This window comes from Streptomyces lomondensis, from assembly GCF_014651035.1.
Taxonomy (GTDB): Bacteria; Actinomycetota; Actinomycetes; order Streptomycetales; family Streptomycetaceae; genus Streptomyces; species Streptomyces lomondensis.
In genome coordinates this window covers 222,068-248,426 of the sequence record NZ_BMWC01000002.1, presented here as the reverse complement: position 1 = coordinate 248,426, position 26,359 = coordinate 222,068, and the positions used below count along the sequence as shown (strand labels likewise).

24 protein-coding genes are annotated in these 26,359 nt (G+C 70.9%); 8 read left to right on the top strand and 16 right to left on the bottom strand.

The annotated features are described in order from the left end of the window. Nucleotides 1–34: 34 nt before the first annotated feature. Both IE255_RS08525 and IE255_RS08520 read right to left on the bottom strand, forming a co-directional pair. Nucleotides 35–568, bottom strand: a complete 534-nt coding sequence (locus IE255_RS08525) for an alkyl hydroperoxide reductase (RefSeq protein WP_190049576.1) — start codon at nucleotides 566–568, stop codon at nucleotides 35–37. Between the two features lie 6 nt (nucleotides 569–574). After that, complete coding sequence (locus IE255_RS08520) at nucleotides 575–1,129, bottom strand: peroxiredoxin (protein ID WP_190049575.1); 555 nt, start codon at nucleotides 1,127–1,129, stop codon at nucleotides 575–577. Between the two features lie 139 nt (nucleotides 1,130–1,268). Between IE255_RS08520 and IE255_RS08515 the strand changes: the two genes are divergently transcribed. Next, nucleotides 1,269–2,213 carry a LysR substrate-binding domain-containing protein gene (locus IE255_RS08515; protein ID WP_372487522.1) on the top strand — a complete coding sequence of 315 codons (945 nt, stop codon included), beginning with the start codon at nucleotides 1,269–1,271 and terminating at the stop codon, nucleotides 2,211–2,213. Nucleotides 2,214–2,999: 786 nt separating this feature from the next. Here the strand turns inward: IE255_RS08515 and IE255_RS08510 are convergent. From IE255_RS08510 to IE255_RS08490, 5 genes are all read right to left on the bottom strand, one after another. Continuing rightward, on the bottom strand, nucleotides 3,000–5,336 hold the full coding sequence (locus IE255_RS08510) for an ABC transporter permease (RefSeq protein ID WP_190049573.1): 2,337 nt from the start codon (nucleotides 5,334–5,336) through the stop codon (nucleotides 3,000–3,002). After that, on the bottom strand, nucleotides 5,333–6,022 hold the full coding sequence (locus tag IE255_RS08505) for an ABC transporter ATP-binding protein (protein WP_190049572.1): 690 nt from the start codon (nucleotides 6,020–6,022) through the stop codon (nucleotides 5,333–5,335). Before IE255_RS08505 ends, IE255_RS08510 begins: the two co-directional genes overlap by 4 nt. Then, nucleotides 6,019–6,543: a PadR family transcriptional regulator gene (locus tag IE255_RS08500; protein ID WP_190049571.1), complete on the bottom strand. Its 525-nt coding sequence runs from the start codon at nucleotides 6,541–6,543 to the stop codon at nucleotides 6,019–6,021. Before IE255_RS08500 ends, IE255_RS08505 begins: the two co-directional genes overlap by 4 nt. Before the next feature lie 128 nt (nucleotides 6,544–6,671). Continuing rightward, the gene (locus IE255_RS08495) at nucleotides 6,672–6,941 is read right to left on the bottom strand and encodes a type II toxin-antitoxin system antitoxin (protein WP_190049570.1); all 270 of its coding nucleotides are present in this window, start codon (nucleotides 6,939–6,941) and stop codon (nucleotides 6,672–6,674) included. Continuing rightward, nucleotides 6,938–7,873, bottom strand: coding sequence for an SPFH domain-containing protein (locus tag IE255_RS08490; protein WP_190049569.1), 936 nt, complete (start codon nucleotides 7,871–7,873; stop codon nucleotides 6,938–6,940). The genes IE255_RS08495 and IE255_RS08490 overlap by 4 nt, the downstream gene beginning before the upstream one ends. Before the next feature lie 261 nt (nucleotides 7,874–8,134). Between IE255_RS08490 and IE255_RS08485 the strand changes: the two genes are divergently transcribed. Next, complete coding sequence (locus IE255_RS08485) at nucleotides 8,135–10,438, top strand: transglycosylase domain-containing protein (RefSeq protein WP_190049568.1); 2,304 nt, start codon at nucleotides 8,135–8,137, stop codon at nucleotides 10,436–10,438. A gap of 65 nt (nucleotides 10,439–10,503) precedes the next feature. Here the strand turns inward: IE255_RS08485 and IE255_RS08480 are convergent, their stop codons facing one another. From IE255_RS08480 to IE255_RS08465, 4 genes are all read right to left on the bottom strand, one after another. Beyond that, complete coding sequence (locus IE255_RS08480) at nucleotides 10,504–12,624, bottom strand: SpoIIE family protein phosphatase (protein ID WP_190049567.1); 2,121 nt, start codon at nucleotides 12,622–12,624, stop codon at nucleotides 10,504–10,506. A gap of 301 nt (nucleotides 12,625–12,925) precedes the next feature. Next, nucleotides 12,926–13,618: a cytidylyl-2-hydroxypropylphosphonate hydrolase gene (gene fomD, locus IE255_RS08475; protein ID WP_190049566.1), complete on the bottom strand. Its 693-nt coding sequence runs from the start codon at nucleotides 13,616–13,618 to the stop codon at nucleotides 12,926–12,928. Nucleotides 13,619–13,701: 83 nt separating this feature from the next. Further along, nucleotides 13,702–15,105 carry a class II fumarate hydratase gene (locus tag IE255_RS08470; RefSeq protein WP_190049565.1) on the bottom strand — a complete coding sequence of 468 codons (1,404 nt, stop codon included), beginning with the start codon at nucleotides 15,103–15,105 and terminating at the stop codon, nucleotides 13,702–13,704. A gap of 77 nt (nucleotides 15,106–15,182) precedes the next feature. After that, nucleotides 15,183–16,853, bottom strand: a complete 1,671-nt coding sequence (locus IE255_RS08465; protein ID WP_190049564.1) for a fumarate hydratase — start codon at nucleotides 16,851–16,853, stop codon at nucleotides 15,183–15,185. Between the two features lie 167 nt (nucleotides 16,854–17,020). On the opposite strand from IE255_RS08465, the gene IE255_RS08460 reads away from it, so the two are divergent. Both IE255_RS08460 and IE255_RS08455 read left to right on the top strand, forming a co-directional pair. Continuing rightward, complete coding sequence (locus tag IE255_RS08460) at nucleotides 17,021–17,716, top strand: DUF1707 SHOCT-like domain-containing protein (RefSeq protein WP_190049563.1); 696 nt, start codon at nucleotides 17,021–17,023, stop codon at nucleotides 17,714–17,716. Nucleotides 17,717–17,890: 174 nt separating this feature from the next. Further along, on the top strand, nucleotides 17,891–18,268 hold the full coding sequence (locus tag IE255_RS08455) for a WhiB family transcriptional regulator (RefSeq protein ID WP_190049562.1): 378 nt from the start codon (nucleotides 17,891–17,893) through the stop codon (nucleotides 18,266–18,268). 185 nt (nucleotides 18,269–18,453) lie between these two features. Here IE255_RS08455 and glpX read toward each other — a convergent pair whose 3' ends face one another. Further along, nucleotides 18,454–19,488, bottom strand: a complete 1,035-nt coding sequence (glpX, locus tag IE255_RS08450) for a class II fructose-bisphosphatase (protein WP_190049561.1) — start codon at nucleotides 19,486–19,488, stop codon at nucleotides 18,454–18,456. Between the two features lie 128 nt (nucleotides 19,489–19,616). Here glpX and IE255_RS08445 point away from each other — a divergent pair, with 128 nt between their 5' ends. Beyond that, nucleotides 19,617–20,141 carry a DUF4245 domain-containing protein gene (locus IE255_RS08445; protein ID WP_190049560.1) on the top strand — a complete coding sequence of 175 codons (525 nt, stop codon included), beginning with the start codon at nucleotides 19,617–19,619 and terminating at the stop codon, nucleotides 20,139–20,141. Between the two features lie 91 nt (nucleotides 20,142–20,232). Here the strand turns inward: IE255_RS08445 and IE255_RS08440 are convergent, their stop codons facing one another. The 3 genes from IE255_RS08440 to xseA all read right to left on the bottom strand — a co-directional run bounded on the left by IE255_RS08440 (nucleotide 20,233) and on the right by xseA (nucleotide 22,411). Beyond that, entirely contained in the window at nucleotides 20,233–20,823 is a 591-nt protein-coding gene (locus IE255_RS08440; RefSeq protein WP_190049559.1) for a malonic semialdehyde reductase, read from the bottom strand. Nucleotides 20,824–20,935: 112 nt separating this feature from the next. Beyond that, complete coding sequence (locus IE255_RS08435; RefSeq protein WP_190049558.1) at nucleotides 20,936–21,193, bottom strand: exodeoxyribonuclease VII small subunit; 258 nt, start codon at nucleotides 21,191–21,193, stop codon at nucleotides 20,936–20,938. A gap of 9 nt (nucleotides 21,194–21,202) precedes the next feature. Next, entirely contained in the window at nucleotides 21,203–22,411 is a 1,209-nt protein-coding gene (gene xseA / locus IE255_RS08430; RefSeq protein ID WP_190049557.1) for an exodeoxyribonuclease VII large subunit, read from the bottom strand. A gap of 160 nt (nucleotides 22,412–22,571) precedes the next feature. Between xseA and IE255_RS08425 the strand changes: the two genes are divergently transcribed. Together IE255_RS08425 and ppgK are read left to right on the top strand one after the other, a co-directional pair. Next, nucleotides 22,572–23,597, top strand: a complete 1,026-nt coding sequence (locus IE255_RS08425; RefSeq protein ID WP_190049556.1) for a 4-hydroxy-3-methylbut-2-enyl diphosphate reductase — start codon at nucleotides 22,572–22,574, stop codon at nucleotides 23,595–23,597. A 47-nt stretch (nucleotides 23,598–23,644) separates the two neighbouring features. After that, nucleotides 23,645–24,391: a polyphosphate--glucose phosphotransferase gene (gene ppgK, locus IE255_RS08420; protein WP_190049555.1), complete on the top strand. Its 747-nt coding sequence runs from the start codon at nucleotides 23,645–23,647 to the stop codon at nucleotides 24,389–24,391. A 65-nt stretch (nucleotides 24,392–24,456) separates the two neighbouring features. Here the strand turns inward: ppgK and IE255_RS08415 are convergent, their stop codons facing one another. Next, the gene (locus IE255_RS08415; protein ID WP_190049554.1) at nucleotides 24,457–25,041 is read right to left on the bottom strand and encodes a DUF6542 domain-containing protein; all 585 of its coding nucleotides are present in this window, start codon (nucleotides 25,039–25,041) and stop codon (nucleotides 24,457–24,459) included. A gap of 170 nt (nucleotides 25,042–25,211) precedes the next feature. On the opposite strand from IE255_RS08415, the gene ychF reads away from it, so the two are divergent. Next, complete coding sequence (gene ychF, locus IE255_RS08410; protein WP_190049553.1) at nucleotides 25,212–26,300, top strand: redox-regulated ATPase YchF; 1,089 nt, start codon at nucleotides 25,212–25,214, stop codon at nucleotides 26,298–26,300. Nucleotides 26,301–26,359: the final 59 nt, after the last annotated feature.

Below are 26,359 nucleotides of genomic sequence, written 5' to 3'. Positions count from 1 at the left end.
ACGGGGCCCTGCTCGGTGAGGCCGGTGTCGAGGGTTACTCGGACAGGACCGCCTCGGCGTCCAGCGTCACGCCGACCGCCTGGATCACGGACGCGATCTTGAACGCCTCCTGGATGACCTCGCGGTCGAGGCCGGCCTTGCGCAGGACCTGCTCGTGGGAGTCGAGGCACATGCCGCAGCCGTTGATCGCGGAGACCGCGAAGGACCACAGCTCGAAGTCGACCTTGTCGACGCCCGGGTTGCCGATGACGTTCATCCGCAGGCCCGCGCGCAGGGTGCCGTACTCGTGGTCCGACAGCAGGTGGCGCGTGCGGTAGAAGACGTTGTTCATCGCCATCACCGCGGCGGCGGACTTGGCGGCCGTGTACGCCTCCGGCGACAGGTTCGCCTTCGCCTCCGGCTCCAGCTCGCGCAGCACGATCGGGGAGCGCGAGGCGATCGCCGTCGCCAGGACCGTGCCCCACAGCTGCTGGGCCGGCAGGTCCGAGTTGCCGATGACCGAGCCCAGATTGAGCTTCAGGTCCTTGGCGTAGTCCGGTATCGCGGACTTGAGCGCGTCGAGGGACATGTCAGATCACTCTCCGGAGAGCAGCGCGACCGGGTCCAGGGTCTCGTCGCCCTTCGACCAGTTGCAGGGGCACAGCTCGTCCGTCTGGAGCGCGTCCAGGACCCGCAGGACCTCCTTCGGGTTACGGCCGACCGAACCCGCGGTCACCATCGAGAACTGGATCTCGTTGTTCTGGTCCACGATGAAGACCGCGCGCTTGGCGAAGCCGTCCTCGTCCTCGATGCCCAGCTCGCGCATCAGCTCGTGCTTGGAGTCGGCCATCATCGGGAAGGGCAGGTCGCGCAGGTCGTCGTGGTCCTTGCGCCAGGCGTGGTGGACGAACTCGGAGTCGCCGGAGAAGCCGAGGACCTGGGCGTCGCGGTCGGCGAACTCCTCGTTCAGCTTGCCGAAGGCGGCGATCTCGGTCGGGCACACGAAGGTGAAGTCCTTGGGCCAGGCGAAGATCACCTTCCACTTACCCTCGTAGGTCTTGTGGTTGATCTTCTCGAACTCCTTGCCCTTTTCCAGCGAGACGCAGGCGGTCAGTTCGAACTCGGGGAACTTGTCACCGACAGTGAGCACACGCTCTCCTTGCAGCGAAGAAATACCCGGATTGCGGGCGTTTCCCATGGGTTGGACGGTGTTGATGTTGGCACAGGCTCGATTGATTACGGAAATAGCTACACTCGGTCGAGTTGATCGGAGGTAGTTATCAGTGACTGTGGGTAGTAAGCGCAGGCAGCCCAGCCTCGCCCAGCTGCGGGCCTTCGCGGCCGTCGCCGAGCACCTGCATTTCCGGGACGCCGCGGGGGCGATCGGCATGAGCCAGCCCGCCCTCTCGGGTGCCGTCTCGGCGCTGGAGGAGACACTCGGAGTGACGCTCCTGGAGCGTACGACGCGCAAGGTGCTGCTCTCGCCCGAGGGTGAGCGGATCGCCGTACGGGCCAAGGCGGTGCTGGCCGAGGTGGGTGCGCTCATGGAGGAGGCCGAGGCGGTCCGGGCCCCGTTCACGGGGGTGCTGCGGCTGGGGGTCATTCCGACCGTGGCGCCCTATCTGCTGCCCACCGTGCTGCGGCTCGTGCACGACCGGTATCCGCACCTCGACCTCCAGGTGCACGAGGAGCAGACCGCCAACCTGCTCGACGGCCTGGCCGGCGGGCGGCTCGACCTGCTGCTGCTCGCCGTGCCGCTGGGTGTGCCGGGCGTGGCCGAACTGCCGCTGTTCGACGAGGACTTCGTGCTCGTCACGCCGCTCGACCACTGGCTCGGCGGCCGCGAGGGCATTCCGCGCGAGGCGCTGCGCGAGCTGAACCTGCTGCTGCTGGACGAGGGGCACTGCCTGCGCGACCAGGCCCTCGACATCTGCCGGGAGGCCGGCCGCGACGACGTGCCGGTCACCACGACCGCCGCCGGGCTGTCCACGCTGGTGCAGCTCGTCGCGGGCGGCCTCGGCGTCACGCTGCTGCCGCGCACCGCCGTCAAGGTCGAGACCTCCCGCAGCAACCAGCTCCTCACCGGGTACTTCGCCGACCCGGCCCCCACCCGCCGCATCGCCCTGGCGATGCGGGCGGGGGCCGCACGCGGCGCCGAGTACGAGGAACTCGCAACGGCCCTGCGCCAGGCACTCCGCCCCCTGCCCGTACGGGTCCTGGACCGGGACGCCTGACGCGGTCCGGCCACGCGGCCGTGGCATGTATGGGTCTTGGACCGGGGCGTCTGGCGCGGTCCGCCCGCGCTGTCGTGGCCCGTACGGTCTTGGGTCAGGTCCCTGACGTGGTCCTGGCCGGGGGCCCATGAGTCTTGGGCCTGGTGCGGACGTCGGAGCGGGGTCGCCTCCGACGCCTGCACCACCCGGTCGGCAGGTCCCCGCCGGAGGCGTCGGCCGCCGCCTCGGCCGCGGCCTGCACGCGGCGAGCCGCTTCGGGGCCCGGCTGAACCGGGGACGCCTGACGCGGCCCGCTCATGCGGCCGCAGCCTGTATGGATCTTGGGCCGAGACGCCGACGGGCCCCGTTCACGCGGCGTTGCCCGTACGGGTCTCGGGCCAGGCGCCTGACAGGGCCCTGACCGGGGCCCACGCGGAGGCAGGCCATACGGGTCCTGGCCCCCAGGTCCCTGACGCGGTCCGACCAGGGGCTCACGCGGCCGCAGGCCGTACCGGTCCTGGACCAGGACACCTGACGCGGCCAATCCCGGAGGCCCACGCGGCCGGTGCCCGTATGGGTCCTGACCCAGGTCCCTGACGGAGTCCCTGACCGGGGCCTACACGGTCGCAGGCCCGTACGGGTCTTGACCCAGGTCCCTGACGGAGCCCTGACCCGGGCCCACGCGGTCGCTTGCCCGTACGGGTCCTGGCCCAGGTCCCTGACGTGGTCCTGGCCGGGGCCCACGCGGACGCAGGTCGTACGGGTCCTGGCCCAAGCCCCCATCGCAGTCCTGGCCGGGCCGTCGTCCTACTCGGTCCGTAGGCCGTCCGGTCGTGCCATCTTCAGTAGCGGTGGCAGGCTCAGGAGGGTCACCGCCAGGACGACCCCCGCGCCGATGCCGGTCATCGACAGCACGCTCGGCCAGACGACCCGGACGGACGTGTTCGCCATCCGCAGCAGGACCGCGCCCAGGGTCATGCCCACCGCCGCGGCGAGCAGCAGGCCCAGCCCGATCGGGATCGCCGTCTGCCACAGCACCGACAGGCTGAGGGTGCGGCGCCGGGTGCCGAAGGCGACCAGCGACGACAGCAGCTTGCGGCGCTCGCGCAGCTGCTCCAACTGCGAGACCAGCAGGCTCGCCCCGATCAGCGCCAGCACGCACGCGGCACCGACGGACAGGCCCGTGCGGATGGTGTCGTAGCGGTCGTTGCGCTCGCTGACTTGCCAGGTCATCGGCTGGGACGTCGGGTCCAGCCGGGCGGCCGTGTTGCGCACGTACTCGTGCGCGTCCGGCACGGAGGGGTCCAGGCTCAGGAAGAGCCGCGTGGCGGTGAACGCCCCGAGCTTCTCCGGCAGTGCGCCGGGGGTGATCAGGAGGCCGCCGCGCTCGTACCCGGTGGGGTCCTCGCGGGACCGGGCCTGCCGGACGTCCTGCGGCACCGTCCAGGAGACCCACCGGCCGCCGGAGCCCGGGTGGCCGTCCGGGTCGGCCCACAGGGTCGTGCCGGGCTTGGCCAGATGGGCGGTCTCGCTCTCGTACTGCGAGCCCCGGACGGCGAAGACGTCCCCGTCGCGGCAGGACCGCAGCGTGGCCACCTCGCCCAGCGACGCGCAGTCGGCCACGGTGATCTGGACGTACGTGTCCGCCTCGCCGCGCCGGTCGCCGAGGTGGACGTCGGACAACGCGGTGGCCTCGCGCACGCCCTCGGTGTCGCGGTACTCCGCGACGGTGGACGCGGTGTCGGCGCCGTCCGCCACGTCCACGCTCATCTGCGCCCGGGAGACGTCGTACGGCGAGGCCGCGGTGTAGTCGTCCTCCACCCCGGCGAACAGCATCTGGAGCGCGATCGCCCCGGCCACCGCCACCGCGATGCCGTTGACCATGCGGGCCGCCGCACCGCTGCTCAACTGGAGTCTGCGCACGGCAAGTTGCCAGGCGATCCCGCCGGAGCCGAGCCGGGACACGACGGCCTCCACGACCCAGGGCAGCAGCGCCGTGACGCCGACGAGCAGGAGCATGACACCGCCGACGACGAGGTACTGGTTGAAGGTCCCGTCGTCGTTGCCCTGCCCGACCATCGGGAACAGCAGCGCGAGGCCGCCCAGCGGCAGCAGCAGCCGCCACCACAGCCGGCGCCGCGCGGGCTTGGCCGTGCGCACCACGCCGAGCGGCTCGATGACCACCCCGCGCAGGGCGAGGAGCGTCACCAGCACCGCGGCCGTCGGCACCGCCACCGCGACCAGGGCGGCCAGCAGGGGAGAGGGGTTCAGGTAGCTCGGGAACACGCTGACGCGGAACACCTCGAAGGAGGCCGCCAGCTGACGTCCGAGCAGGAAGAACCCGGTGCCGAGGACCAGCCCCAGGACGGAGCCGGCCAGCGCCTCGCCGGCGGCGATCCGCCGGGTCATCCGGCTGTCGGAGCCGACCAGCCGCAGCGCCGCGAGCCTGCGGTCGCGCCGCTCGCCGCCGAACCGCACGGCCGCGGCGATGAACACGGCGACCGGCATCAGCAGCACCACGAAGACGACCAGGACCAGCAGGAGCAGCACCGGGTCCCAGGGGTCGGACCTCCCCAGGTCTGGGTTGCCGAAGCTGTCGATGCGCGCCCCGGAAGCGGAATCCAGCCGGTCGGCGAGCCCCTTGCCGCCCGCGAAGTAGGCGAGTTCCTGGGAGCCGACGAGCCCCTGCTCGCCGACGGTGCCCGTGACCCGGTAAGGCAGCCGCTCGCGCAGCAGCCTGCTGTCGTCGGAGGCGAGCAGTTCCTTCAGGGCGGGGGAGACGACCATCTCGCCGGGCCCCGGGAACGCCGAGACCCCCGGCGGCAGCGGAGCCTTCGGGCCCTCCGCCTCCAACAGGCGCCCGCGGATGTCCCGGTCGCGGAAGGCGGTGTCGGCGTCCAGGACGATCAGGGTGTCGTCGGCCTTCGGTATCTTCTGCTGGCTGAAGGTGTGGTCGCTGCGCGCCTGCTCGCGCCGGTGCCGTTCCGCCAGCGCGTTCGGGATGGCGGTGGTGAGCAGCAGCAGCACCACCCCGAGCCCCACGCCGACGGCCGTGAGCAGCGCCCGGATCCATCCCTCGCGCCCGCCCGCGAAGGCGAACCGCGTTCCCATCGCCAGATCCCTGCGCCACTGCCGGGCACTCATACGACGCGCTCCATGTCCCGGGACTTCCCGTCCCGTACGACGATCTCGCGGTCGGAGTAGGCGGCCACCCGGGCCTCGTGCGTGACGAGCACCACGGCGGCGTTGGCGGACCGGGCGGCGTCCGTGAGCAGCTCCATCACGCGCTCGCCGTTGAGCGAGTCGAGCGCGCCGGTCGGCTCGTCGGCGAACACCACACGCGGGTTGGTGACCAGCGCCCGCGCGACGGCGACCCGCTGCCCCTGACCGCCGGACACCTCCCCGGGCCGCTTCCCGCGCAGCTCGTCGACCTCCAGCCGCTCCATCCACGCCAGGGCGGTCCGCTCGGCCTCCTTGCGGGACGATCCGCTCAGCCGCAGCGGGAGCGCGACGTTCTCCACGCAGGTGAGTTCCGGCACGAGCTGCCCGAACTGGAAGACGAACCCGAACTCGGAGCGCCGCAGCGCGCTGCGCGCGGCGTCGCTCATCGAGGTCACCTCCCGCCCGTCGTACGTGATCGAGCCCGAGTCGGGCGTGATGATCCCGGCGAGGCAGTGCAGCAGCGTCGACTTGCCCGACCCGGAGGGGCCCATCACGGCGACGACCTCACCCGGGTGGATGGAGAACTCGGCGCCGTCGAGCGCGGTGGTCGGCCCGTACGCCTTGCGCAGGTCCCGGGCGGTGAGCAGCGAACCAGCGGGAAACGTCACCGGGTCACCGCCTCGCGGAGCTTGTCCAGGCGCGCCGCGGTCAGTTCCAGCCAGCGCAGGTCCGCCTCCAGGTGGAACAGGGCGTGGTCGCAGACGAGCTGGTCGGCCAGGTCGCCCTTGCGCTTGCGGTCGGTGAGGATCCGCATGCTGCGCAGGTGCTCGGAGCGCTGGGTGTCGAGGATGTCGGCGGCGTCCCGGTGCGTGAGCAGTGCGAGGACGACCTTGGTGTAGAGGGTGGACTGGAGGTACGGCTCCGGCTTCTCGGGCGTGGCGAGCCAGCGCTCGACGTCGGTGATGCCGGCCTCGGTGATCGCGTACCGCTTGCGCTCGGGCCCGCCGCCCGCCTCGATGCCGTCGACCTCGACGAGCCCGTGCTTCAGCAGCCGGGACATCGTCGAGTAGACCTGGCCGTAGTGGAGCGGCCGGTCGTGACCGAACTTCTCGTCGAAGGCCCGCTTCAGGTCGTAACCGTGCCGCGGGCCGGACTCCAGGAGCCCCAGGAGAGTGTGACCGATGGACATGACCAGGACTGTACACGTGGTGTATACGCGGCATGTATACGCCGAGTGTGTAGATCATGGCGGGGGGCGTGGGAGCGCAGGTCGGGCGTGGTTGTCACAGTTCTGCAACGCCCCGGCCCGCCGGTACATCAGGCCGACGGGGGTCCCGGGGCGGAGCCCCCGGTAGACCCGGGAGGCCGCCCCCGCCGAGGCAGCGGCCCCGCATCCCGCGGCAACCGCCCCGCCTCCGCCAGCGCCCGCCGCAGCAGGAACTCGATCTGCGCGTTGGCGGACCGCAACTCGTCCCCGGCCCACCGCGCCAGCGCCTCGTACACCGCCGGGTCCAGCCGCAGCAGCACCTGCTTGCGCTGCTGCTGCGGCCGGCGCTGCGGGCCCGGACCGTCGGAAGGGGCGGTCACTGGTAGAGGGACCCGGTGTTGAGGACCGGCTGCGCGGCGCGGTCTCCGCACAGCACCACCATCAGGTTGGAGACCATCGCCGCCTTGCGCTCGGAGTCCAGTTCCACGATGTCCCGCTCGGTGATCCGGGCGATCGCGGCCTCGACCATCCCGACCGCCCCGTCCACGATCTGCCGCCGCGCGGCGACCACCGCTCCGGCCTGCTGCCGCTGGAGCATCGCCGAGGCGATCTCGGGGGCGTAGGCGAGGTGCGTGAAGCGTGACTCGATGATCTGCACCCCGGCCGCCTCCACGCGCGCGTGCAGTTCGACCGCGAGCTTCTCGGTGATCTCCTCGGCGTTGCCGCGCAGCGAGAGGCCGTCCTCCTCGTGGGCGTCGTAGGGGTACTCGATGGCGATGTGCCGCACGGCCGCCTCGGTCTGGGTGGAGACGAACTCGATGTAGTCGTCCACCTCGAAGACCGCCTGGGCGGTGTCCTCGACGCGCCACACCACGACCGCGGCGAGCTCGATCGGGTTGCCGTAGGCGTCGTTGACCTTCAGGACGGCGGTCTCGTGGTTGCGGACGCGCGTCGAGATCTTCGTGCGCGAGGTGAGCGGGTTCACCCAGCGCAGGCCGTCCTGCCGGATCGTGCCCCGGTACCGGCCGAAGAGCTGGACGACCCGGGCCTCGCCCGGCGCCACCATGTTCAGTCCGCACATGGCGAGGAACGCCGCGAGCGCGACCAGGATGCCGCCGATGATCAGGCCGGCCTTCGCGCCGGTCGCGTCCACCGAGGTGGCGGCCGCGATCAGGCCGGCGCCGGCCAGCAGTCCGAGCAGGCCGAGCAGCAGGGCGAGCCCGCCGCCGATGCTGTGCGCGGTGAACTCCCGCACGCGTGGCACCGGCATCTCGGGCACGTCGGCCGTGACCTGCGTGTCTTGTGTGGTCATGGGTGATCCCCCGTTCTCGATGGGAAGCCGCTCCTGCCTAGCTTCCTTCTATCTAAGTGATATCACTTTACGGCGTCCTGGCAACCCTCCGCGTGTCTCGTACGTCGGTTCCGTTGGGATGGGTGCTGATTGTCACGTCCGCAAAGGGCCGGATCGGCAGCCCTTTCTCTTATCTCCCGGTGTTAGCTTTCTGAGCTGACCTGAGCGGCGAACCTGTGTGACATGTGAGCACACACGAACGAAGCGGAGCGGATCGGACCGATGGGACGAGCGGAAGAGAGACGCGCCCGACAGCGCGGTGGGCGCCGGGCGGCGCCCAAGCGCCGCCGTTCGTCGGGCGCGGCCGGGAAGAGCGGCATACGCAGGCTCTTCACCTTCAAGAAGATCCTCGGCACCTTCTTCGGCCTGTGCCTGCTCGGCATGGGGGCCTTCATCGTGCTGTACATGGTGATCGACATCCCCGAGGGGAACGCCGACGCCAAGCGGCAGAGCAACATCTACAAGTACAGCGACGGCGCGATCATGGCCCGCGATGGCAAGGTCAACCGCGAGGTCGTCGACCTGTCCAGGGTCCCCAAGGACGTGCGGCTGACCTTCGTCGCGGCCGAGAACAAGACCTTCTACAAGGACGCCGGCGTCGACCTCAAGGGCACCGCGCGCGGCCTGTTCAACACACTCGCCGGCCGGGGCGCGCAGGGCGGTTCGACGATCACCCAGCAGTACGTCAAGAACTACTACCTGACGCAGGAACAGACCGTCTCGCGCAAGCTGAAGGAACTGGTCATCTCGCTGAAGCTGGACCGGGAGAAGTCCAAGGACTACATCCTCGCCGGCTACATCAACACCAGTTACTACGGCCGCAACGCCTACGGCATCCAGGCCGCCGCCCAGGCCTACTACCGCACCGACGCCGAGAACCTCACGGTCGCGCAGGGCGCCTACCTCGCCGCGCTGCTCCAGGCCCCGAGCCAGTACGACTGGGCCGTGGCGTCGGAGACCGGCAAGAAGCTGGTGCAGGCGCGCTGGAACTACGTCCTGAAGAACATGGTCGAGGAGGGCTGGCTGAGTCAGTCCGAGCGCGACTCCATGAAGTTCCCGGTGCCGAAGGAGCCCAAGCCGGCCCCCGGCATGGAGGGCCAGAAGGGCTACCTGGTCAACGCGGCCAACGCGGCCCTGGAGAGGCAGCTCGTCGCCGAGGGCATCGCCGGCAGCACCAAGGAAGCCGAGGCGTTGGTCAACGCCGGCGGCTGGACCATCACGCTCAACATCGACAAGAAGAAGCAGGCGGCGCTGGAGAAGTCCGTCCGGCAGCAGCTCACCAGCAAGCTCGACCCGGAGAAGCGCGAGGTCGACCGGGACGTCCAGGCCGGTGCCGCGTCCGTGAACCCGAAGACGGGCGCCGTGGTCGCGATGTACGGCGGCGTGGACTACTTCAAGCACTACACCAACAACGCCACCCGCTCCGACTACCAGCCCGCCTCCACGTTCAAGCCGGTCATCCTGGCCGCCGCCCTGGAGGAGCAGGCCGAGACGCAGGACGGCAAGCCGATCACCGCGAACACGATCTACGACGGCACGAGCAAGCGCCAGGTCGTGGACAACGGCAGCAAGGTCGGCTTCGCCCCCGAGAACGAGGACGACGAGGACTACGGGAAGATCACCGTCCAGACGGCGATGAACAAGTCCGTCAACTCCGTCTTCGCGCAGATGGGCGTCGACGTCGGCATGTCCAAGGTGGTGGAGGTCGCCGGCAAGCTGGGCATGGACACCGAGAACATGGAGGCCGTACCCGCCCAGACCCTGGGCAGCATGGGCGCGAGCCCCCTGGAGATGGCCGGTGTCTACGCGACCCTCGCCAACCACGGCAAGAAGGTCACCCCGGCCCTCGTGAAGTCCGCGGAGCACCTGAACAAGACGGTCACCATGCCCGACCCGGTCGGCGAGCAGGCCATCGGCCGCGAGGCCGCCGACTCGGTGACCTCGGTGCTGACCGGCGTGGTCGACGACGGCACCGCCCAGGCATCCGTACGCAACAACCCCAAGCGCGACGGCCAGCAGGTCGCGGGCAAGACCGGCACGTCCGACAACAACAAGTCGGCCTGGTTCACCGGCTACACGCCGAACCTGGTCACCTCGGTGGGCCTGTTCGGCGAGGACGACAAGACCCACGCCCAGGTACCGATGTACAAGGCGGGCGGGGAACCCCGGGTCAACGGCGGTGGCTTCCCGGCGCAGATCTGGGCGGCGTACACCTTCGGCGTGATGGGCGACGTCACCAAGTTCGACCTGGAGACCCAGCAGGGCGCGGCCGTCCAGCCGACGTGGACGCCGACGCCCACGAAGGAGCCGACCAGGGAGCCCACGCAGGAGCCAACGACCAAGGAGCCGTCGTCGTCCCCGCCGCCGACGTCGGAGAAGCCCTCGTCGTCCCCGCCGCCGACCCCGACGACGTCACCGCCCACCTTCACACCGCCCACGGCCCCGGAGACGACACCGCCGGCCGACGGCGGCGGCGGTGGAGGAGGAGGACCGATCGACCCGATCCAGCCGGGCGACGAGGAGTAGGAGCGCGCAGGCGCCCGGTGAACACCGGGCGCCCTGCGGCTTGTTCGTACGTGTGCGTACGGCTCTCAGCTGCGGTTGAGCTCGAACCAGACGACCTTGCCCGTGCTGAGCCGGGTCGCGCCCCAGCGCCGGGCCAGCCGGTTCACCAGGTACAGCCCGCGTCCGCCCTCGTCCGTGGCGCGCGCCTGCCGCAGCCGCGGCAGCTGCGGGACGTCGTCGCCCACCTCGCACCGCAGGACGTCCGTCCGCAGCAGTCGGAGCGTGACCGGCCGGGAGGCGTACCGCACGGCGTTCGTCACGACCTCGCTGACCAGCAGCTCGACCGAGTCGCTGAGCTCCTCAAGGCCCCAGCGCTGCAGGGCGCGCCGGGCCAGGCGGCGGGCCCGGCCGGGGGCCGCGTCCTCCGGCTCCAGGAACCAGTACGCCACGTCACTCGGCGCGATGCCGTCGAAGCGGGCGGCGAGCAGCGCGATGTCGTCGTCCCGGTCGCCCGGGCCGAGCATGTCGAGCACCTCGTCGCACAGCGCCTCCAGGGGCGGCGGATGGTCCGGCCCGGTGAGCTGCGCGGTCGCGGCGAGCTTCTCCCGCAGCTGCTCGATGCCGGTCCACACGTCCCTGAGGCGGGACTCGACCAGGCCGTCGGTGTACAGCAGCAGGGTCGCCCCGGCGGGCGCGTCCAGCTCGACGGCCTCGAAGTCGACGCCGCCGACCCCGATGGGGGCACCGGCCGGCACGCGCAGCACCTCCGCGCGGCCGCCCAGGTGGAGCAGGACGGGCGGCGGATGGCCGGCGTTGGCGATGGTGATGCGGTGCGAGACCGGGTCGTAGACCGCGTAGAGGCAGGTCGCCATGCGGTCCACGCCGAGGCGCTGGGCCTGCTCGTCGAGGTGGTGCAGCACCTCCTGCGGCGGCAGGTCGAGACCGGCGAGGGTCTGGGCGGTCGTGCGCAGCTGGCCCATGATGGCGGCCGACGTCATGGAGTGGCCCATGACGTCACCGACGACCAGGGCGACCCGGCTGCCGGGCAGCGGGATCGCGTCGTACCAGTCGCCGCCGACCCGGGCGGTCTCCGCGGCCGGCAGATAGCGGGAGGCGAGCCGCACGCCCGTGGGGCGGGGCAGCGTCTCGGGCAGCATGGTGCGCTGCAGCTCGTCCGCGATGTAGGCCTCGCGGCCGTACAGCACGGCCTTGTCGATGCCCAGGGCGCTGTGCGTGGCGAGCTGTGCGGCCACCAGCAGGTCGTCCGGCTCGAACGCGATGCGCTCGGGACGGCGCAGGAACAGGGCGGCACCGATCACCCGGCGCCGGCCGCGCAGCGGCGCGAGGATCGCGCGCTGTCCGTCCGGTACGGCGAACTCGCCGCCCTCGCCGAGCAGTTCGGGAAGTGCCGCGCGGGCCGCGGGCGCGTCGGTGAAAACCGGGCGCACGCCCCGCAGGACCTCGGCGAGCGCGCTGCCGGGCCGTACCTCGCACAGCTCGGCGCCGACCGTGTCCAGCTCGTTCGGCTCGGGCTGCGCGGCCGGCAGGAAGCCGTTCTCCGTGTCGCGCTCCGCCGGTATCCGGTCGGTGCGGCGCAGCCGCAGCACCAGCGGGCCGGTGGGCCGCTCGTCGCCGACCGGCAGCGGGTCGCGCAGATAGACCAGGATCGCGTCGGAGAAGGTGGGCACGGTGGCCCGGCACAGCCCCATCACGATCTCGTCGAGGTCGATGCCGCGGGCGATCCGCCGGGTGGCGGCACCGACGAACCTGAGCCGGTCGCCATCCCGCCGCATCGGCGTGGGCCGGCCCGGCGGCAGGGCCTGGCCGGAACGGCGCTCCTGCCCGTCGGCGCCCGCCGCCGGCCGGTCCTGTTCGTCGGCCGGCTGCAGCGGAATGTGCTCGGGGGCCGGGCGCGGCCGAGGGGTCTCGCGCTCGGCGGTCTGCTCGGCACCCGGCTGGGAGTGCTCGGAGGCGGGGTCGCTCACGGTGTCCTTGCCCTTGCCGAACGGCGTGGAGGTGCCCGGCTCCGACGTGCCCGGGGCGTTGACTTCGCCGCCGGAGCGGCTCTGTGCCGGTAAGGCGCCCGCGCCGGGCGCACGTGCCGGTGTCGAGGTATGCACGAGCGCCCCGCGGGGGTCCGCGGGGTCGACGCCCGGCTGCGGGCGCTCGAAGGAGGTCGGCTGCTCCGTCACGCGTGTCGAATCCATCCGTCCGGGGCTGCGCGCCGCGCGCGCAGTTGGTCCCGCCGAAACTCCGATACCCGGAATGCGTGCCCCAGGAACGGAATTCCCGCGTGGTCAGAGGTTGTTCCTGTGCCACCGGCGGACCGTCTGCGGCCCGCGGAGCCTGTACCGCAGGCCCTGCCGGTGTTGCCCTCGTACCCCTCGCTCACGTCCTGCCGCCCCTCGGTGACGATCGGTCAAGCTCAGCGCGTGCTCCGGTAGTTGCCGCCGCGCGCCCTTGCGGAGGACGATCCTACGTTTCTTGCCCGGGGTCGCATCAAGGGTCTCATGAGGACAGATGCGCGGGCGTACGGTCCCAGTCCTCCGGCAGTGACGGTACCCCCCAGGACGGATCCGGGCGCCAGTGCTGCCAGCCTTCCGAGAACGGCGGCCTCCAGGCGCGGATCACCTCCACCGCGGCCCGCCCCGCCGCCCGTACCTTTTCGACCTGTTGGTCGTCCATCAGCCCGTCCCTCCGGGCCTGGGCGAACTCGTCCTCGTCGCGCCAGTGCCAACTGCGGTCGGGATGCACGGAGATGTCCAGGAAATGGTCCTCCGAGTCGACGCCGCCCGCCCAACGGGACAGCGGCGCCTCCAGGTTCACGTACCAGTTCTTGAACTGCCAGCCCGGCTCCCAGAACAGCCACACCGACCAGGGCTCGCCGGGCCGGGCGAGCTTGAGGACCCCCGTGCCGAACCAGCGGTCGCGCTGCACGGTCCGCGGCTTGGTGTAACGCGTCTGAAGCGGCTCCAGGTGCACGGGGGTGCCGTCGGCGAGCACCGGCTTCACGCACTCGGTGCCGGGCGCCAGCCACACGGCGAGCAGCTCCGCGTCGTCCCGTACGACGGTGACGGGGCGCGCGATGTGGACGTGCGCGCCGCCGTTCTCCCGGTACCGCCACAGGATCCGGCTCCCGGGGGCCCAGAAGCCCGCCGCACCACCCGTTTCCACGCGTCTCACCGCTCCGCCCTCTGCCATGCACAGATATTAGGTGCCGTAGGCATACGACGCTGCGGCGCGTGTCACGGTTCACGCGCCGGGCGTACGTGCTCCGCGAAACGTCACGGGTGCGTCATCCGCAGGACATCCAGCGCCTCGTCGAGCTGCTCCAGGGTCAGGTCGCCGCGCTCCACGTACCCGCTGTCCAGGACGACCTGACGGATCGTCTTCCGCTCGGCCAGCGCCTTCTTGGCGACCTTCGCGGCCTCCTCGTACCCGATGTACTTGTTGAGCGGCGTCACGACGGAGGGGGAGGACTCGGCGTACTCCCGCGCCCGCTCGCGGTTGGCGGTGATGCCGTCGACGGTGCGGTCGGCGAGCAGCCGCGTCGCGTTGGCGAGCAGCCGGATCGACTCCAGCACGTTCTTCGCGATGACCGGCAGCATCACGTTGAGCTCGAAGTTCCCGGCGGCGCCGGCGGTGGCGACGGTGGCGTCGTTGCCGACGACCTGCGCGCACACCATGAGCACGGCCTCCGGAATGACCGGATTCACCTTGCCCGGCATGATCGAGGAGCCGGGCTGGAGGTCGGGCAGGGCGATCTCGGCGAGCCCCGTGCGCGGCCCGGAGGACATCCAGCGCAGGTCGTTGGCGATCTTCGTCAGCCCGACCGCGATGGTCCGCAGCTGCCCGCTGGTCTCGACGACGCCGTCCCGGGCGCCCTGCGCCTCGAAGTGGTTCCGCGCCTCGGTCAGCGGCAGCCCGGTCGTCCGGGCGACCTCCTCGATCACGGCGGCCGAGAAACCGGGCGGGGTGTTGATGCCGGTGCCGACGGCCGTGCCGCCGAGGGGCAGTTCGGCGAGCCGGGGAAGGGACGCCTCCAGCCGCTCGATGCCGTACCGCACCTGGGCCGCGTACCCGCCGAACTCCTGCCCCAGCGTCACGGGCGTGGCGTCCATCAGGTGCGTCCGCCCGGACTTCACGACGTCGGCGAACTCCTCGGCCTTGCGCTCCAGGGAGCCGGCGAGATGGTCCAGGGCCGGGATCAGGTCGCGCGTCACGGCGGCGGTGGCGGCGATGTGGAGGGAGGAGGGGAAGACGTCGTTGGACGACTGGGAGGCGTTGACGTGGTCGTTCGGGTGCACGGGGCGCCCGAGCCGCTCACTGGCCAGGGTGGCGATGACCTCGTTGGTGTTCATGTTGGACGAGGTCCCGGACCCCGTCTGGAACACGTCGACGGGGAAGTGCTCGTCCCACCTGCCCGCGGCGACCTCCCCGGCCGCCTCCTGGATCGCCCCGGCGATGTCCTTGTCCAGGACCCCCAGCTCGGCGTTGACCTTGGCCGCCGCGCCCTTGATCCGGGCCAGCGCCTCGATGTGCGCGCGCTCGATGCGCTGCCCGGAGACCGGGAAGTTCTCCACCGCGCGCTGGGTCTGAGCACGCCACTTGGCGTGGGCGGGCACCCGCACCTCGCCCATGGAGTCGTGCTCGGTGCGGTACTCGGTCCTGTCCTGCTCGTCGGTCATCGACGATCACCTCCACGTGTCACAGCGTCCGCGCCGCGACCACTGTTCCCCGTGGAGGCGATTCGTCACCGCCCTCGTCAGGCGAGTCCGGGACCCCGTACCGGAATGGAGGTGAACGTGGGGGCCGGGGCCGGGTCCTGGAAGAAGTCGTTGCCCTTGTCGTCGACGACGATGAACGCCGGGAAGTCCTCGACCTCGATCTCCCAGACGGCCTCCATGCCGAGCTCCTCGTACTCGACGACCTCGACCTTCTTGATGCAGTCCTGGGCGAGACGCGCGGCCGGGCCGCCGATGGAGCCCAGGTAGAAGCCGCCGTGCGCGGCGCACGCGTCCGTGACCTGCTTGCTGCGGTTGCCCTTGGCCAGCATCACCTTGGAGCCGCCCGCCGCCTGGAACTGCTCGACGTAGGAGTCCATCCGGCCGGCCGTCGTCGGGCCGAAGGAGCCGGACGCGTAGCCCTCGGGCGTCTTGGCCGGACCGGCGTAGTACACCGGGTGGTCCTTCAGGTACTGCGGCATCTCCTCGCCCGCGTCCAGCCGCTCCTTGATCTTGGCGTGCGCGATGTCGCGGGCGACGACCAGCGGGCCGGTCAGCGAGAGGCGGGTCTTCACGGGGTACTTGGTGAGCTCGGCGAGGATCGTCTCCATCGGCTGGTTCAGGTCGATCTTCACGACGTCCGAGGACTCGTCGAGGTGCTCGTCCGTGGTCTCCGGCAGGAACCGCGCCGGGTCCGTCTCCAGCTGCTCCAGGAAGACGCCCTCGGCGGTGATCTTCGCGACGGCCTGGCGGTCCGCGGAGCAGGAGACGGCGATGGCGACGGGGCAGGAGGCGCCGTGCCGGGGCAGGCGCACCACGCGCACGTCGTGGCAGAAGTACTTGCCCCCGAACTGCGCGCCGATGCCGATCTTCTGCGTCAGCTCGAAGACCTTCTGCTCCAGCTCCTTGTCCCGGAAGCCGTGCCCGAGCTCCGAGCCCTCGGCCGGGATCTCGTCCAGGTAGTGCGCGGAGGCGTACTTGGCGGTCTTCAGCGCGTACTCGGCGGACGTACCGCCGACCACGATCGCCAGGTGGTACGGCGGGCAGGCCGCCGTACCCAGCGAACGGATCTTCTCCTCCAGGAACTTCATCATGGAGGCCTCGTTCAGGACGGCCTTCGTCTCCTGGTACAGGAACGACTTGTTGGCCGAGCCGCCGCCCTTCGCCATGAACAGGAACTTGTAGGCGCCGCCGTCGGTCGCGTACAGCTCGATCTGCGCGGGGAGGTTGGAGCCGGTGTTCTTCTCCTCCCACATGGTGAGCGGAGCCATCTGCGAGTAGCGCAGGTTCAGGTTCTGGTACGCGTCGTAGATGCCGCGGCTCAGCGCCTCCTCGTCGCGGCCCTGGGTCAGCACGTTCTGCCCGCGCTTGCCCATCACGATGGCCGTGCCCGTGTCCTGGCACATGGGGAGGACGCCCGCGGCCGCGATGTTGGCGTTCTTCAGCAGGTCCAGCGCCACGAACTTGTCGTTGGACGACGCCTCGGGGTCGTCGATGATCCGGCGCAGCTGCGCGAGGTGGGCCGGGCGCAGGTAGTGCTGGATGTCGTGGATGGCCTCCTCGGCGAGCTTGCGCAGCGCCTCCGGCTCCACCTTGAGGAAGGTCCGTCCGTCCGGGCCCTCGACCGTGGAGACACCCTCGGAGGTCACCAGCCGGTAGGGCGTGGTGTCCTCTCCCTGGGGGAGCAGATCGGTGTACGCGAACTCAGGCATCTCAGCCCATTCCTCACTCGGCAGACGGCGGCCCGCCTCCTTCGGCGAGCGCCCACCAGACTAGAACCTGCCGCTGACGGCGACCTTGTGAGGTAAGGCTCAGTTCGTCACGGTCGGCCGCGACACAGGGGGTGTCGCGATCTATCGTGTTTGGGTACGCTGCTGTCGTGGACCTTCAGAAGCAGGACCTTCACCCGCAGGCCGCGCCCGCCGTCTCCGAGTTCCGCGCCTCCGACGCCGAGCGCGACCGCATCGCCGACCTCCTGCACGACGCCCTCGCCGAGGGCCGTCTCACCGCCGACGAGCACGCCGAGCGCGTCGAGGGGGTGCTGCGCGCGAAGACGGTCGGCGAACTGGAGGTCTTCATACGGGACCTGCCCGCCGCCCACCGCCAGGGCCCCGGCCCGGCTCCGGCCCCGTACCGCCCCACGGCCGGCGCCATCCCGATCGACCCGGACGACAACGTGGTCGCGATCTTCAGCAGCGCCGTCCGCAAGGGCCGCTGGCGCGCGGGCCGCCGGATCCACGCGTACGCGATCTTCGGCAGCGTCGAGATCGACCTCAGCGAGGCGCTCTTCGACCACCAGCAGGTCGTCGTCAAGTCGTTCGCGCTCTTCGGCAGCGTCGAGATCCGCGTCCCGGAGAACGTGTCGCTGCGCGGCATGGGCGGCGGCGTGCTCGGCAGCTTCGAGGTGGACACCCTCGACTCGGGCGAACCGGAGGCCCCGGTCGTCTACATCGACGGATGGGCCCTCCTGGGCAGCATCGAGGCGCGGCCCCGGCGCGGCAAGGTCGTCGCGGACATCCTGGACCGGGTGCAACGCAAGGTCGACAAGGGTTTGCGCAAACACCTGGGCCATTGACAGTCGCGAATCCGGCCGAGGCCCGGGGCAAATCGGTCTCCGGTGACGCCACCCCACGGACCCCGAAAACGGGGGCGAAACCAGCGGTTCGGAACTCAGTGCATAGGCGCGCGCACAGCGGGTAGGCCTTGCTGCATCGTCTCTCGCTCGCGAAGCCGTCGTCAGGAGTAGACCGTGCTGCAACCGCCGCATTCGTCCCTGCAGGTAGCTGCCGTTCCGGCCCCGCGGGTGCCAGCGCGAGACAGGGACCAAGACGCCCCGTGGCACACCGAGGCGGTGTGCCGTCGTGACGAGGCCGGCCTGTTCTTCGCCCCCTCCAAGGAGCCCACCGCCGCGCGGCTCTCCCGCGAGGAGGCGGCGAAACGGGTCTGCGCCCGCTGCCCGGTCATGGTCGAATGCCGCGAACACGCCCTGCTCCAGCCCGAGCCCTACGGCGTCTGGGGCGGCCTCACCGCCGCCGAACGCCGCGTGGTCCTGGCCCGACGCCGCCGCCGCGACCTGGAACTGAAGAAGGCGGCCCGAGCGACAGACCGCATAGCAGCAGCGGGCTGACAGCCGAGCAGCACGAAAGGGCGTCCCCACCGCACCGGGGACGCCCTTTACTTTTCAGCAGACTTCAGGGGCCGCACCTTCAGGGGCGCGGGACTGTGTTGGATTTGCGGCTCCGCCGCGTGGGCGCGACCAGCCACATCGTGCCCGCAGCCGCCCGACAACCCGCACCCCCCGCCCGACAGGCGCTACTTCCCCTTGTCGAAGTCGATCGCGCTGTAAGCCCGCAGCTTGCTCAGCCGATGCTCGGAATCGATCCTCCGCACCGTGCCCGACCGGGACCGCATCACGATCGAGTCGGTCGTAGCGGTCTCGGCCCGGTACCGGACCCCCCGCAGCAACTCCCCGTCCGTGATCCCCGTCGCCACGAAGAACACGTTCTCCCCGGTGACCAGGTCCTCCGTCGTCAGCACCCGGTCGAGATCATGCCCCGCGTCGATCGCCCGCTGCCGCTCCTCGTCGTCCTTGGGCCACAGCTTGCCCTGGATCGTGCCGCCCAGGCACTTCACCGCACAGGCCGAGATGATGCCCTCCGGCGTACCGCCGATGCCGAGCAGCAGATCGACACCCGTGCCCTCGCGCAGCGCCAGGATCGAGCCGGCCACATCGCCGTCGGAGATCAGCTTGATGCGCGCACCGGTCTCCCGGATCTCGTTGATGATGCCCTCGTGCCGCGGCCGGTCGAGGATCACCACCGTCACGTCCTCCGGCGCGGACCGCTTGGCCTTGGCGACCCGGCGGATGTTCACCGACACCGGCGCGTTGATGTCGACGAAGTCGGCCGCCTCGGGCCCGGTGACGAGCTTGTCCATGTAGAACACGGCGGACGGGTCGAACATGGACCCACGCTCGGCGGCGGCCAGCACCGCGATCGCGTTGGTCATGCCCTTCGCGGTCAGCGTGGTGCCGTCGATCGGGTCGACGGCGATGTCGCACTCGGGCCCGGTCCCGTCGCCCACGCGCTCCCCGTTGAACAGCATCGGGGCCTCGTCCTTCTCGCCCTCGCCGATGACGACGACGCCGTTCATCGAGACGGTGGAGACGAGGGTCCGCATGGCACGCACCGCGGCACCGTCGGCGCCGTTCTTGTCACCGCGTCCGACCCAGCGGCCCGCGGCCATCGCCGCCGCCTCGGTCACCCGGACCAGTTCCAGGGCGAGGTTGCGGTCGGGGGCCTCGGAGGGCACATCGAGTTCGGACGGCAAGTGATGATGCTCGGTCATCGGAGCGCACCTTTCTGTACGACGACGGCCGGATGAGGGTGTTGTTCGACCGACTCTATCGCCGAGGCGGCAAAATGAGCAGGGGCCCCCACGGATGAGCGCGGCGGAGACCTGCGACGATAGGGGGCGTGGCAGGTACGAACGGCAAGCAGAAGACGGCGCGGGACATGATCCTCTCGATGGGGGTCATCGTCCTCGTGGCGGGCGTCATATACCTCTTCATCCCGCACGACGACAGCCCGCCCGACCTCAAGCGCGTCGACTACCGGGTCGAGCTGCTCACGGCACGCCGCGCCGCCTCGTACCCCATCGCCGCGCCCCAGGGCCTGCCCGACACCTGGAAGGCCACCTCCGTCCGCTTCCAGGGCGACGACTTCGACGCCTGGCACCTCGGCTTCCACGACCCCGAGGGGGAGTACGTGGCGGTCGAGCAGTCCACTCAGCGGCGCCCGGTCTTCATCGACGAGGCCACACAGGGCGCGCGGGAGACCGGGAAGACCGAGAAGATCGACGGCAGGACGTGGACCCGCTGGGAGGGCGGCCGGTACGACGCGCTGGTCCTGGAGGGCACCGAGGGCTCGACGACGGTCGTCACGGGCACCGCGTCGTTCGCGCAGCTGACGAAGATGGCGGACGCGCTGAAGACGGAGTGAGACCCCGTACCCATGGAGGTACCCATGGAGAAGGCCCCCGGCGTGTACCGGGGGCCTTTCTCGTGCGCGTCGGTCAGACCGTGCGCGTCGGTCAGACGGTCGTGACGACCTGGTCGAACTCCAGGCGCGGGGAGCGCGGGAACCAGGCGTCCGGGCCCGGCCGGCCGATGTTGACGACCATCAGCGGGGTGTGGTCGTCGTCCAGGAACTCCTTGCGGATGCCCTCCAGGTCGGCGCCCGTCATGGGACCGGCGGCCAGACCGGCCGCGCGGACGCCGATGATGAAGTAGGCGGCCTGGAGGGTGGCGTTCAGCGCGGCGCTGTTCTCGCGGACGGCCCGCTCGCCGAAGAAGGCGTCCTTGGCCTGCGGGAAGTGCGGGAAGAGCGCGGGCAGCTCCTCGTGGAACTCGTTGTCCGCGGAGAGGATCGCGACCAGCGGGGCGGCGGCGGTCTTGGCCTGGTTGCCCTCGGCCAGGTGCTGCACCAGGCGCTCGCGGGCCTCGGCGGAGCGGACCAGCGTGACGCGCAGCGGCGACTGGTTCATCGAGGTCGGGCCGTACTTGACCAGGTCGTAGATCGCCTGCACCTGCTCGTCGGTCACCGGCTCGTCGGTGAACGTGTTGGCGGTGCGGGCCTCGCGGAAGAGCAGGTCCTGGGCGGCGGGGTCAAGGACGAGAGACATGAAGGAACCTTCTCGAGCGGGTACGGCTGATGTCTTCGACCGTACGGGAATGAAGTTCAACGTTCAATCAAATCTGGCGTGTCGTGTCGCACCTCACAGTGAACCGTCCGTGCTACTCCGCGTCCGCTCGGTCCCCGGACTCCTCCGCGGCCTCCTCCGCCAGCGCCGCGTCGAGCCGCGCCCGGGCCCCCTCCAGCCAGCGCCGGCACACCTTGGCCAGCTCCTCGCCCCGCTCCCAGAGCGCCAGCGACTCCTCCAGCGTCGTACCGCCCGCCTCCAGGTGCCGGACGACCTCGATCAGCTCGTCCCGCGCCTGCTCGTACCCGAGCGCCTCGGTCCGGCCCGGCGTCTCATCAACCTCGCTGGTCATCCACTCACCCTATGTGTCCACTCGTACGGAGAACTCACCCTCGGAGACCCGGGCGCGCAGGGCCTCGCCGGCCGTCACCTCGCCGGGGTCGCGGACGGCGTGCCCGTCCGCCTTCTGGAGCACGGCGTACCCGCGCTTCAGGGTCGCGGCGGGGGAGAGGGCCACCACGCGCGCGTGTGTGTGCGTCAGCTCGGAGTCGGCCCGGTCGAGCTGGTGCCGCAGACAGCGCCGGCCCCGGTCGAGCAGGTCCGCCACCTGGTCGGCGCGCTCGTCGATCATCCGGTGCGGATCCTCTATCGAGGGCCGGGCGAGCGCGTGGGCCAGCCCGCGCTCCTCCCGCTCGACCAGCGCCGCCACGCACCGCCGCGCCCGGTCCCGCAGCAGCCGCACCCGCTCGTACTCCTCGCCGACGTCCGGCACGACCTTCTTGGCGGCGTCGGTCGGCGTGGAGGCGCGCAGGTCGGCGACATGGTCCAGCAGCGGGTTGTCGGGCTCGTGCCCGATCGCGGACACCACGGGCGTACGGCACTGGGCGACCGTGCGGATCAGCTGCTCGTCGGAGAACGGCAGCAGGTCCTCCACACTGCCGCCGCCCCGGGCGACGATGATCACGTCCACGTCGTCGATCGCGTCGAGCTCCTTCACGGCCTGCACGACCTGCGGCACGGCGTGCACGCCCTGCACCGCGACGTTGCGCACCTCGAAGCGGACGGCGGGCCAGCGGTGCCGGGCGTTCTCCAGCACGTCCCGCTCGGCGGCCGAGGCCCGCCCGCAGACCAGGCCGATCAACTGCGGCAGGAACGGCAGCGGCTTCTTGCGCTCCGGCGCGAACAGGCCCTCCCGCGCCAGGGCCTTCTTCAGCTGCTCCAGGCGCGCGAGCAGCTCACCGACGCCGACCGGCCTTATCTCGGCGGCCCGCAGCGACAGCTGCCCGCGCGGGGCGTACCACTCGGGCTTCGCGAGGACGACGACCCGGGCGCCCTCGCTCACCACGTCCGCGACGGCGTCGAACACCTGCCGGTAGCAGGTGACGCTGACGGAGATGTCGTACGACGGGTCCCGCAGCGTCAGGAACACGACACCCGCGCCCGGCCGCCGCGACAACTGCGTGATCTGCCCCTCGACCCACACGGCCCCGAGCCGGTCGATCCACCCCCCGATGAGCCGCGACACCTCACCGACGGGCAGCGGGGATTCCGCGGACGTGTTCACAGCCATGCCCGCGAGCGTAGTGGGCGCCGCCGACATCGGGGGCCGCCGTCCCGGCCCTGGCCGTCGCGCCTCCGCTCCCGCGTCCCGTCACTCACGTCACGCCCTGTCAGTCTTCCCAGGGACTCCACAGCGGCGTGATCTCCGACCCGCCGAACGCGGCCTTACGATGGGACGCATGTCTGCTTCGCCTGGCCGCCGTGTCCTGCTCGCCGCCCCCCGTGGCTACTGCGCGGGTGTGGACCGCGCCGTGATCGCCGTCGAGAAAGCGCTGGAGCAGTACGGCGCTCCGGTCTACGTCCGCCACGAGATCGTCCACAACAAGTACGTCGTGCAGACCCTGGAGAAGAAGGGCGCGATCTTCGTCGAGCAGACGGAAGAGGTCCCTCCGGGCAACATCGTCATGTTCTCGGCGCACGGGGTCGCCCCCGTCGTCCACGAGGAGGCCGAGCGCGGCCGCCTCGCCACCATCGACGCCACCTGCCCGCTGGTCACCAAGGTCCACAAGGAAGCCGTCCGCTTCGCGAACGACGACTACGACATCCTCCTGATCGGCCACGAGGGCCACGAGGAGGTCATCGGCACCTCCGGCGAGGCCCCCGACCACATCCAGCTCGTCGACGGGCCGGGCGACGTCGAGAAGGTCGAGGTCCGCGACCCGTCCAAGGTCGTCTGGCTCTCCCAGACCACGCTGTCCGTCGACGAGACCATGGAGACCGTCGACGCACTGAAGGAGAAGTTCCCGCAGCTCATCTCCCCGCCCAGCGACGACATCTGCTACGCCACGCAGAACCGCCAGCTGGCCGTGAAGCAGATGGGCGCCGAGTCGGACCTGGTGATCGTGGTCGGCTCCCGCAACTCCTCCAACTCCAAGCGGCTCGTGGAGGTCGCCAAGCTCGCGGGCGCCCGCGCGGCCTACCTCGTGGACTTCGCCGACGAGATCGACGAGGCCTGGCTGGAGGGCGTGACCACCGTCGGCGTCACCTCGGGCGCCTCCGTCCCGGAGGTCCTGGTCGAGCAGGTCCTGGAGTGGCTCTCCCAGCGCGGCTTCGAGGACGTCGAGATCGTCAAGGCGGCCGAGGAGTCCATCACGTTCTCCCTGCCCAAGGAGCTGCGCCGCGACCTGCGCGAGGAGGCGGCGGCGCTGGTCGCCGAGCGTGGCGGGGCCGGGACCGGTGAGGATTCCGGGGAGTGACCTCCCGGCAGGCTATGACTGTCAGTCGTACGTCGTAACGTAGGGCCATGCAGATCTTCGGCGTGGACATCGGCGGATCCGGGATCAAGGGCGCCCCGGTCGACCTGGACAAGGGCGACCTCGCGCAGGAGCGCCACAAGGTCCTCACCCCGCACCCGGCCACGCCCGACGGGGTGGCCGACGGCGTCAGGCAGGTCGTCGACCACTTCGGCTGGACGGGCCCGGTCGGGGTCACGTTCCCGGGCGTGGTCACCGACGGAGCCATGATCCGTACGGCGGCGAACGTCGACGACAGCTGGATCGACACCGACGCGCGCGCCCTGCTCGGCGAGCGGCTGGGCGGGCTGCCCGTGACGGTGGTGAACGACGCGGACGCGGCGGGCGTCGCCGAGATGCACTTCGGCGCCGGCCGCGGCCGCCGGGGCACGGTCATCGTGCTGACGTTCGGCACGGGCATCGGCAGCGCGGTCTTCACCGACGGCGTCCTCGTCCCCAACACCGAGCTGGGCCACCTGGAGCTGGACGGGCACGACGCGGAGAAGCGGGCCTCCAGCAAGGCCCGCGAGGACCACGAGATGACGTGGGAGCACTGGGCGGCGCACCGCGTGCGCAGGTACCTCGCCCATGTCGAGATGCTGTTCTCGCCTGACCTGTTCATCATCGGCGGCGGCGTCAGCCGCAAGTCCCACAAGTTCCTGCCCCACATCGAGGGCATCAAGGCGGAGATCGTCCCGGCGCAGCTCCAGAACAACGCGGGCATCGTGGGCGCGGCGATGCGGGCGGCCGGACACTAGGGGGTGTCTGCCGGCGCCCCGAGGGCCCAGCGCGTGTTACACCGGCGTGCGGGCCCCGGTGCCTGTCACGCCGGCGTGCGGGCTCCTGCCGTGCGCCGCCGGTGCACCAGCCTGATCCGCCGGACGATCACGATCAGCCCGGCGATCAGGGTCCCGCCGTACAGCCACCCGGCCTGCGTGGCGAGCGCGGTCACCAGCCCCATCAGCTTGCCGCCGACCCCTCCGTCGCCCTCGGCCACCGGCAGCAGACCCACGGCGAAGGCGATCGGCACGACCACGGGCGCGGTCATCAGGTCGCCCCGGCGCACCCAGAGGGCGGTCAGCACGCACACCGGCAGGAACAGCACGCCGTACGCCGTCAGCGACGCCCCGAACAGCGCCGCGCACAGCGCGCCGAGCAGAAACATCACCACCGCGCAGAACAGCCCGCTGCCCAGCCCGGTCAGCCGCGGGTTCGGCAGCCGCCCCGCGGTGGGCGCCGGCACGGGCGCGGGCCGCCGGACCGGCGCCGGACGGCGCTGCGGCCCCGGCGGCCGGGCCGTCCGTACGGGCCCGCCGCCCGCTCCCCGTTTCGCCTGGGGCGGCAGGGGCGGCCTCGGCCGGTCGCGTCGCGGTGCGTACTGGGCAGGTCGCGTCCTGTATTGCTCCACTGCACCAACTTAGGTCGTTCAATATGCAGAATCGCCCCTCAGACACGCCGTGGGCCGAGGCTTGGCCAAGCGTTCGATATGCCGCCGGGGCGATCGGGGGCACGCCGTAGACTGGTGGATCGGCCGGTCTCCTGGCCCCCTGGCCCTCTCCACTCACGGGAAGTCGCAACGTGTCGCTCACGATCGGAATCGTCGGTCTGCCGAATGTCGGCAAGTCGACCCTGTTCAACGCCCTGACCAAGAACGACGTGCTGGCGGCCAACTACCCGTTCGCCACCATCGAGCCGAACGTCGGCGTCGTCGGCGTCCCCGACCCGCGCCTGGCCAAGCTGGCCGAGATCTTCCATTCGGAGCGGGTCCTGCCGGCGACGGTCGACTTCGTCGACATCGCGGGCATCGTGCGCGGCGCGTCCGAGGGTGAGGGCCTGGGCAACAAGTTCCTGGCGAACATCCGCGAGTCCGACGCGATCTGCCAGGTCATCCGCGCCTTCAAGGACGAGAACGTCGTGCACGTCGACGGCAAGGTCTCGCCCAAGGACGACATCGAGACGATCAACACCGAGCTGATCCTCGCCGACCTCCAGACGATCGAGAAGGTCCTGCCGCGCCTCCAGAAGGAGTCGAGGATCAAGAAGGACATCGCGCTGAAGGTGAAGGCCGTCGAGGAGGCCAAGGAGATCCTGGAGAAGGGCGACACGCTCTTCGCGCACGGCATCGTCCAGGACAGCGAGCGCGCGGAGCTGCTGCACGACCTGCACCTGCTGACGACCAAGCCCTTCCTCTACGTCTTCAACGTCGACGAGGACGAACTGGTCGACGAGGACTTCAAGAACGAGCAGCGCGCCCTGGTCGCCCCCGCCGAGGCGATCTTCCTCAACGCCAAGCTGGAGGCGGACCTCGCCGAGCTGGACGAGGACGAGGCCCTCGAACTCCTCCAGTCCGTCGGCCAGGAAGAGCCCGGCCTCGCCACGCTCGCCCACGTCGGCTTCAACACCCTCGGCCTCCAGACCTATCTGACGGCCGGCCCCAAGGAATCCCGCGCCTGGACCATCAAGAAGGGCGCCACCGCCCCCGAGGCCGCCGGTGTCATCCACACGGACTTCCAGAAGGGCTTCATCAAGGCGGAGGTCATCTCCTTCGACGACCTGGTCGAGACCGGGTCGGTGGCGGAGGCCCGCGCCAAGGGGAAGGCCCGGATGGAGGGCAAGGACTATGTGATGCAGGACGGGGACGTGGTGGAGTTCCGCTTCAATGTATGAGGCCGGCGGCGCCGGGTTGGTTCAGCGGGCGCCGGCCGATCACTGTCGCCTCTGCGGCG

Coding starts and splice junctions, on each gene's coding strand:
- IE255_RS08465 (WP_190049564.1), bottom strand. CDS start 16,853: ATGCCTGAGTTCGCGTACACCGATCTGCTCCCCCAGGGAGAGGACACC.
- IE255_RS08485 (WP_190049568.1), top strand. CDS start 8,135: ATGGGACGAGCGGAAGAGAGACGCGCCCGACAGCGCGGTGGGCGCCGG.
- IE255_RS08490 (WP_190049569.1), bottom strand. CDS start 7,873: ATGACCACACAAGACACGCAGGTCACGGCCGACGTGCCCGAGATGCCG.
- IE255_RS08435 (WP_190049558.1), bottom strand. CDS start 21,193: ATGACCAGCGAGGTTGATGAGACGCCGGGCCGGACCGAGGCGCTCGGG.
- IE255_RS08425 (WP_190049556.1), top strand. CDS start 22,572: ATGGGACGCATGTCTGCTTCGCCTGGCCGCCGTGTCCTGCTCGCCGCC.
- IE255_RS08525 (WP_190049576.1), bottom strand. CDS start 568: ATGTCCCTCGACGCGCTCAAGTCCGCGATACCGGACTACGCCAAGGAC.
- IE255_RS08480 (WP_190049567.1), bottom strand. CDS start 12,624: ATGGATTCGACACGCGTGACGGAGCAGCCGACCTCCTTCGAGCGCCCG.
- ppgK (WP_190049555.1), top strand. CDS start 23,645: ATGCAGATCTTCGGCGTGGACATCGGCGGATCCGGGATCAAGGGCGCC.
- IE255_RS08510 (WP_190049573.1), bottom strand. CDS start 5,336: ATGAGTGCCCGGCAGTGGCGCAGGGATCTGGCGATGGGAACGCGGTTC.
- fomD (WP_190049566.1), bottom strand. CDS start 13,618: ATGGCAGAGGGCGGAGCGGTGAGACGCGTGGAAACGGGTGGTGCGGCG.
- IE255_RS08500 (WP_190049571.1), bottom strand. CDS start 6,543: ATGTCCATCGGTCACACTCTCCTGGGGCTCCTGGAGTCCGGCCCGCGG.
- IE255_RS08440 (WP_190049559.1), bottom strand. CDS start 20,823: ATGTCTCTCGTCCTTGACCCCGCCGCCCAGGACCTGCTCTTCCGCGAG.
- xseA (WP_190049557.1), bottom strand. CDS start 22,411: ATGGCTGTGAACACGTCCGCGGAATCCCCGCTGCCCGTCGGTGAGGTG.
- glpX (WP_190049561.1), bottom strand. CDS start 19,488: ATGACCGAGCATCATCACTTGCCGTCCGAACTCGATGTGCCCTCCGAG.
- IE255_RS08470 (WP_190049565.1), bottom strand. CDS start 15,105: ATGACCGACGAGCAGGACAGGACCGAGTACCGCACCGAGCACGACTCC.